Source organism: Aquitalea pelogenes, assembly GCF_041914625.1.
Classification (GTDB): Bacteria; Pseudomonadota; Gammaproteobacteria; order Burkholderiales; family Chromobacteriaceae; genus Aquitalea; species Aquitalea pelogenes.
Genome location: NZ_JAYSDA010000009.1, coordinates 166,690 through 174,144 on the forward strand (window position 1 = coordinate 166,690; position 7,455 = coordinate 174,144).

5 protein-coding genes are annotated in these 7,455 nt (G+C 58.9%); 2 read left to right on the plus strand and 3 right to left on the minus strand.

The annotated features are described in order from the left end of the window. Positions 1-39: 39 nt before the first annotated feature. Entirely contained in the window at positions 40-1,899 is a 1,860-nt protein-coding gene (locus tag ACE3SE_RS09970; RefSeq protein ID WP_374554983.1) for a sensor histidine kinase, read from the plus strand. Beyond that, a complete protein-coding gene (locus ACE3SE_RS09975; RefSeq protein ID WP_045845448.1) occupies positions 1,892-3,223 on the plus strand; it encodes a sigma-54-dependent transcriptional regulator in 1,332 nt (443 codons plus the stop codon). Before ACE3SE_RS09970 ends, ACE3SE_RS09975 begins: the two co-directional genes overlap by 8 nt. 196 nt (positions 3,224-3,419) lie before the next feature. Here the strand turns inward: ACE3SE_RS09975 and ACE3SE_RS09980 are convergent, their stop codons facing one another. From ACE3SE_RS09980 to rpoD, 3 genes are all read right to left on the minus strand, one after another. Continuing rightward, positions 3,420-4,496, minus strand: a complete 1,077-nt coding sequence (locus ACE3SE_RS09980; protein ID WP_082696095.1) for a type II asparaginase — start codon at positions 4,494-4,496, stop codon at positions 3,420-3,422. 165 nt (positions 4,497-4,661) lie between these two features. Then, positions 4,662-5,930 carry a dicarboxylate/amino acid:cation symporter gene (locus ACE3SE_RS09985; protein WP_374554986.1) on the minus strand — a complete coding sequence of 423 codons (1,269 nt, stop codon included), beginning with the start codon at positions 5,928-5,930 and terminating at the stop codon, positions 4,662-4,664. An 832-nt stretch (positions 5,931-6,762) separates the two neighbouring features. Next, positions 6,763-7,455 (minus strand): RNA polymerase sigma factor RpoD (gene rpoD, locus ACE3SE_RS09990; RefSeq protein ID WP_374554988.1); only part of this gene is annotated, 693 nt, incomplete at its 5' end.

The window sequence follows — 7,455 nt, forward strand, 5'->3', positions numbered from 1 at the left end:
GCCAGCCGGGCAACTTTCGACCTCAGGATTGGATTTCGCTTGAAACTGCGTACCGTGCTACGAATTGCGCTGCTATTGGTGTTGATGGACATTGCTGCCGTCAGTGCCTTTCGCGCCAGCGTGGACGGCTCGCTGGAAGAACTGCGTGCGGCCAATACCCAGCGGCTGGAGCTGTATGCCAATAGCCTGGAAAGTGAAATCGGGCATTACGCCCGCCTGCCCAGCCTGCTGGGCCTGTCCCCCTATGTAGACCGTTTGCTGCATGCCCCGGACGATGTCCAGCGCCAGCAGGCCGCCAATGATTATCTGGAACGCCTGAGCCAACGCACCGGTGCCAGCGCCATTTACATCATGGATGACAAGGGCGTGGTCAAGGCCACCAGCAACTGGCGTCAGCCGGACAGTTATCTGGGCGAGAACGACGCATTCCGCGCCTACTTCACCGATGCCATGAACGGCCAGCCCGGCCGCTTTTTTGGCGTAGGCACCACCCGTAGCGAAGCCGGTTACTATCTGTCGGAACCGTTGAGCAGCCACGGCCGCATCATCGGGGTGGCGGTGGTGAAGGTGAATATGGAATACCTGGAAAAGCTGTGGCGGGAAAACAAGACCACGGTGATGGTATCGGACCAGAACGGCGTGGTGATTCTGGCCACCGAACCGGGCTGGAAATTCAATACGCTCAAACCCTTCAGCAAGGCCTTGCAGGACGCGTTTGACCGCAATTTGCAGTACAACCGCAAACGACTTCCGCCACTGGGGCTGGAAGAGCGGCGCAGCCTGGGCAATGGCAGCCACATCTACCGGCTGGAACAGGGAGGACGCAAGCCGCTCAGCCGCCTGGCCTACCCGCGGGACATGCTGGGCCAGTCCTTGCAGCTGCCGCTGTCCAACTGGCGGCTCACCGTGCTGTCCAGCCTGGACCCGGTCTACCAGCTGGCCTACAACCGGGCCGCGCTGGCCGCAGTGCTGACACTACTGAGCCTGACCGGCATTCTGTGGCTGAACGAGCGCCGTCGCCGCCTGCGCGACAAGCTGGCCGCGCGCGAAGCGCTGCAGCAAGCCTACCGGGAGCTGGAACGCAAGGTGGAAGAACGTACCGCCGACCTGTCGCTGACCAATCAGCGACTGCAAGAAGAAGTCAGCGAACGTATCCGGACCGAACAGCATTTGCGCCAGACGCAGGACAATCTGGTGCAGGCAGGCAAGCTGGCAGTACTGGGCCAGCTGGCTACCGGTGTGGCGCACGAACTGAACCAGCCGCTGGCGGCACTGCGCACCTTGTCCGGCAATGCCATCAAGTTTCTGGAGCGCGCGCAAACCGACACGGTGCGAACCAATTTGCAAACCATCTGCCAGCTGGTGGACAAGATGGGCGAAATCACCAGTGCGCTGAAAAGCTACTCGCGCAAGTCCACCAACAGCCTGGGTACGGTAGACATCAGCATGGCCATCGACAGCGCCCTGTTACTGCTGCGCAACCGGCTGGAGGGAAGCAGCATCCAGATTCTGCGCCCCAATGCCCCGGAACCCTGGCAAGCGCGTTGCGACCCCAACCGCTTTGAACAGGTGCTGGTGAATCTGCTGGCCAATGCACTGGACGAGCTGCAACAACGCCCGGAAGGGCAGATTGAAATCAGCGGTCATCGCACGCCCACCCAGCTGGTGCTGCAAATCCGCGATAACGGCCCCGGCCTGCACGAGTCGGTGCGCGCCCAGCTGTTCGAACCCTTTGTCACCACCAAGCCCGCCGGTATCGGCCTGGGCCTGGGGCTGACCCTGAGCGCCGGCATCATTGCCGAAGCCGGTGGCAGCCTGAGTGCCGACAATCACCCGCAGGGCGGTGCCGTGTTCACCATCACCCTGCCGCTTGCCACAAAGGAAAACCGTCATGTTTGATGGGATGAAAGTGTTGATCGTCGAAGATGATCCGGACGTGCGGCTGGGCTGCGAGCAAGCGCTGATGCTGGAAGGCCTGGATGCCCGCGGCGTGGCCAGCGCCGAGCAGGCACTGGCGCTGCTCACCCCCGGCTTTCCCGGCGTCGTGGTCAGCGACATCCACCTGCAAGGACAGGATGGCATGGCGCTGATGCGCAACTTGCTGGCCCGTGATGCCAGCCTGCCGGTGATCCTGATCACCGGTCATGGCGATGTCAGCCTGGCGGTACAGGCCATGAAAGATGGCGCTTACGACTTCATCGAAAAGCCCTTCTCCCCGGAGCGCCTGCACGATGTGGTGTGCCGTGCCATGGAGCAGCGCCGCCTGAGCCTGGAAGTGGAAAGCCTGCGCCGTCAGCTGCAAGACAAGCAAAGCCTGGAATCGCGCCTGATCGGCCGCTCGCCGGCCATGGAAAAAGTGCGCCGCATGATTGCCGACCTGGCCGATACCTCGGCCAATGTGTTGATCCTGGGCGAAACCGGCACCGGCAAGGAGCTGGTGGCGCGTTGCCTGCATGAAATCAGCCGTCGCCAGAAGCACAACTTTGTCGCCGTCAATTGTGGCGGTCTGGCGGAAAACCTGTTCGAGAGCGAGATTTTCGGCCACGAGGCCCATGCCTTCACCGGGGCCGCCAAACGCCGCATCGGCCGTATCGAATATGCCAATAACGGCACGCTGTTCCTCGATGAAATCGAAAGCATGCCGCTACCGCTGCAAATCAAGATGCTGCGCGTGCTGCAGGAACGCACGCTGGAGAGGCTGGGTTCCAACACCCCCATTCCGGTGGACTGTCGCGTGATATCGGCCACCAAGGCTGACCTGAAAGCCATGGGCAATAACGGCAGCTTCCGTAGCGACCTTTACTACCGGCTGAACGTGGTCACGCTGCAACTGCCGCCGCTGCGCGAACGCCGCGAGGATATTCCGCTACTGTTCGAGTATTTCCTGCTGCAATCGGCCAGCCGTTTCGACCGCCCCACCCCGCAACTGGAAGCCCATGAACAGGCCGAACTGCTGGCCTACGACTGGCCGGGCAATGTGCGCGAATTGCGCAATGTGGCCGAACGCTATGTGCTGGGCATTCGCACGCCATTGTCGGAATCCGGCGAGCCAAGCCAGAGCCTGCCGCTGGCCGAAACCGTGGAAGCGTTCGAACGGGCACTGATTGCCGAGGAATTCCGTCGCCACGGTTACAGCCTGAGCCGTACCAGCGAAGCGCTGAAAGTGGCCAAGACCACCCTGTTCGACAAACTGAAAAAATACGGCCTGAATCAATCGGGTTGATGCCCGGCTGATGGCCGGGCTGATGACATGCCCGCAGTCCCGGCCGGCACCGGGCTGCAGGCATAAAAAAAGCGGCCACCGGGGCCGCTTGCCAAAGGCTGCTTGATCAGTCGCCACACCATGCTGTCGCTGCGGGGGGATCACACCAGGGGTGTCGCAGTCGACAGACAGGCCGGTGCAGCGCCTGTCAGCCAGCTCAATAGGTGTAGAACATGCGTTGCAGTTCTTTGGTGTCGTGGGTCTTGGTCAGACCCAGCATCAGCAGGATGCGGGCTTTTTGCGCATTCAGCGTGTCGCTCACCACCAGGTCTTCCTGGTCGTCATTGGCTTCACCATTACGCGCCACGATACCGCTACCCACGCGCGAGCTGCGTACCACGATCACACCCTTCTTACGGGCGTCACGGATGGCAGGCATCATCTGGGCGGCAATACTGCCATCGCCCACACCGGCTTGCACGATGCCCTGGGCACCGGCAGCAATGTCGGCATCCATGGCCACGCGGTCCATGTTGGCGTAACCGTAAACGATGTCGACACGCGGCAGGCTGTTCAGCTTGGAGATGTCAAATTCGGTATCCGCAGTGTTCTTGCGGGTGGACATGCGGTAGAAGTGCGGCTTGTTGTCCTGCATGTAACCCAGATAACCCAGTTCTGGCGTCTTGAAGGTGTCGGTAGTGGAAGTGTTGGTCTTGGTGACTTCGCGGGCGGCGTTGATCTGGTCGTTCAGCGCAACCAGCACACCCTTGCCAACCGCATCCTTGCTGCCAGCCAGAATCACGGCGTTATACAGGTTGATCGGACCATCTGCACTGATGGCGGTGGACGGACGCATGGAGCCAACCACAACCACCGGCTTCTTGCTCTTCACCACCAGGTCCAGGAAGTAAGCGGTTTCTTCGATGGTATCGGTACCGTGGGTAATCACCACGCCGTCCACATCCTTCTGGGCCAGCAGTTCGTTCACACGCTTGGCCAGCTTCAACCACACTTCATTGGTCATGCTTTCGCTGGCGATCTGGGCAACCTGTTCGCCACGTACATCAGCCACCTTGGACAGCTCGGGCACGGCGGCAATCATCTTGTCCACGCCCAACTTGGCTGCGGTGTAACCAATGGTGGTGGTGCTGGTAGCGCCAGTACCGGCGATGGTGCCACCGGTTGCCAGAATCACCACGTGCGGCTTGGCCGCATCAGCCGCCTGGGCGGACTGACCACACAATGCAGCCATGACAGCTGCGCTGGACAACAACATTTTGAAGGTTTTTTTCATGTCTCTTCCTTTGTAGAAAGACAAGTGGGAGATGACGTTGCCGGGGAGCAACTCACTGCAGCGATCCCCCCGTCACCAGCTTGTCCGCCTGTATCGGCAGCTTTGGCTGGGCGGGGAGTCTCGCCTGATTTCTTATTTGTTCATGCGTGGCAGGGACGCCGGGGCTCAGGCCTGATCTTCGGCCAGGGCCGGGTTGGCATGTGCAGCTTCGGCATCGATATCGCCTTCCGAAGCAGCCACCACGGTAGTGGCAATGGCATTACCCAGCACGTTGGTGGCGGTACGGCCCATGTCCAGGAAGTGGTCGATACCCAGAATCAGCAGAATGCCGGCTTCAGGCAGGTTGAACATCGGCAGTACGGCAGCCACCACCACCAGCGAAGCACGCGGTACACCGGCAATACCCTTGCTGGTGATCAGCAGGATCAGCAGCATGGTGATTTGCTGGCCCAGGGTCAGGTTGATGTTGGCAACCTGGGAGATGAACAGGGCGGCAAACGAGGTGTACATGATGGAACCGTCCAGGTTAAACGAATAACCCAGCGGCAGGACAAAACCGGAAACACGTTCCTTGATGCCAAAGCGTTCCAGCTGCTCCAGCAGGGTCGGGTAAGCAGCTTCGCTACTGGCGGTGGCAAAACCCAGCATCAGCGGCATGCGGATGGTCTTGAGCAGGGCGAAGATCTTCTTGCCGACAAAGCCGTAAGCGGCGGCAATCATCAGCATCCACAGGCAAGCCAGGGCCAGGTAGAAGCTACCCATGAACTTGGCGTACATGGACAGCACGCCCAGGCCATCGGCGGTAATGGTGGCAGCAACGGCACCGAATACACCAACCGGGGCAAACATCATCACGATATTGGTGACGCGCAGCATGATGTTGGCGAGTTGTTCCAGACCTTTCATCAGGATGTCCGGTTTCGGGCCCTTGTAAGAAGCAATGGCAAAACCGAAGAACACCGAGAACACCACCACTTGCAGCACTTCGTTTTTCGCCATGGCGTCAAAGAAGCTGGTGGGGAACATGTGGGTGATGAAGTCCTTCAGGTTCAGCGCACTGGTCTTCAGGGCCGGTGCAGCAGCATCAGCCACCGGCAGGGTGTAACCCACGCCAGGTTGCAGGCTGTTGGCGAAAATCAGGCCCAGGAACAGGGAAACCAGCGAGGCACCCATGAACCAGCACATGGCCTTCAGACCAACACGACCCACAGAGCGGGAATCACTGCTGCCAATGCCATGCACCAGGGTGGACATCACCAGCGGCGCAATGATCATCTTGATCAGACGCATGAACACGTCGGTCAGGATGGAGAAGTAACCGGCAACATCTTTCAGTTGTTTCGGATCGGTAATCGAGGTGTGACAGCCGTAGCCGACTGCGATGCCCAGCACCAGGGCGATCAAGACCCACAGGGTAATCTTGTTGGTTTTCACGAGCGTTTCTCCAGAGTAACCCGGCTTTATGGCCGGTGTTGAGTACGCTCTATACAGCAGAAAGCGTGCCAAGAAAAATTCACATTTTTATCACGTAAATATCTGATTTTTATGAATAAAAATAAAAATACAATAGCATTGATTCGGAAATCCGAATGGAAGCTGAAAACTGCGTTTGGAAAACCGACCGGAATGGTGGCAGTGGATGCCGCGAAGGGGTTCTTGTGACCTGCTATCCGGAGAAAAGTTTCCGCACTGCAGCATCATCCGACTGCGCTATTGTCCGTTCATCGCCGCTGTTACCTGCCGGCCCTGTCAGGGTGGTCAAGCGGTCGTGCCGGACATGCCCAAGCAGTCGCCACATTTCTTGCAGGCATGAAAAAGCCGCTGTGAATGAATCACAGCGGCTTTTGATTTGGTGGGCCCCCCGGGAGTCGAACCCGGCACCAACGGATTATGCTTACCCGCTACGGCTTTCGCCGCCCCTTTCGGGTTTGTGGTCTGGACTGTCTCTTGTCTTTACGACCTGCCCGTACAGTCTCTACACGTTCTCTCTTGCGAGAGCTTCGCTCGGGATTGCCACGCCGCCACGGCAGCAGAGGTTTCCCCGAATTTGAGCAGTTCTACCAGGGAGCAGAGTCAACTTGCTCCAAGGCAACCCAATCAGTGCGCTCCGTACTCTTGCGAGTCGTAGGAGTCCACTTGTTAAGTCCGCTGCTCTAACCAAGCATGAGCTAGAGGCCCGAAGCTGCGCAGTATAACAGAATGAAATAAAAATCCCCAAGCCCTGATGCAAGCAGCTTGGGGATGCCGTCTTGAAAGACAGGCTGTATTACTGACCGCCCGGCTCGTTGTCCAGGAAGCTGCGCAGGCGTTCCGAACGGGTCGGGTGACGCAGCTTGCGCAAGGCCTTGGCTTCAATCTGACGGATACGCTCACGCGTCACGTCAAACTGCTTGCCCACTTCTTCCAGCGTGTGGTCGGTATTCATGTCGATACCAAAACGCATGCGCAATACCTTGGCCTCACGCGGAGTCAGGGTATCCAGCACTTCCTTGGTGGCGTCCTTCAGGCTGGAGTACATCGCAGCATCGGACGGTGCCAGGTTGTTCTGGTCCTCGATGAAATCACCCAGATGGGAATCGTCGTCATCGCCGATCGGGGTTTCCATGGAGATGGGCTCCTTGGAAATCTTCATGATCTTGCGAATCTTCTCTTCCGGCATTTCCATTTTTTCCGCCAGTTCGGCCGGGTCCGGCTCACGGCCGGTTTCCTGCAGGATCTGACGCGAAATGCGGTTCATCTTGTTGATGGTTTCGATCATGTGCACCGGAATACGGATGGTGCGGGCCTGGTCCGCGATCGAGCGGGTGATGGCCTGACGAATCCACCAGGTGGCATAAGTCGAGAACTTGTAACCACGACGGTATTCGAACTTGTCCACCGCCTTCATCAGGCCGATATTGCCTTCCTGGATCAGGTCGAGGAACTGCAAGCCACGGTTGGTGTACTTCTTGGCGATGGA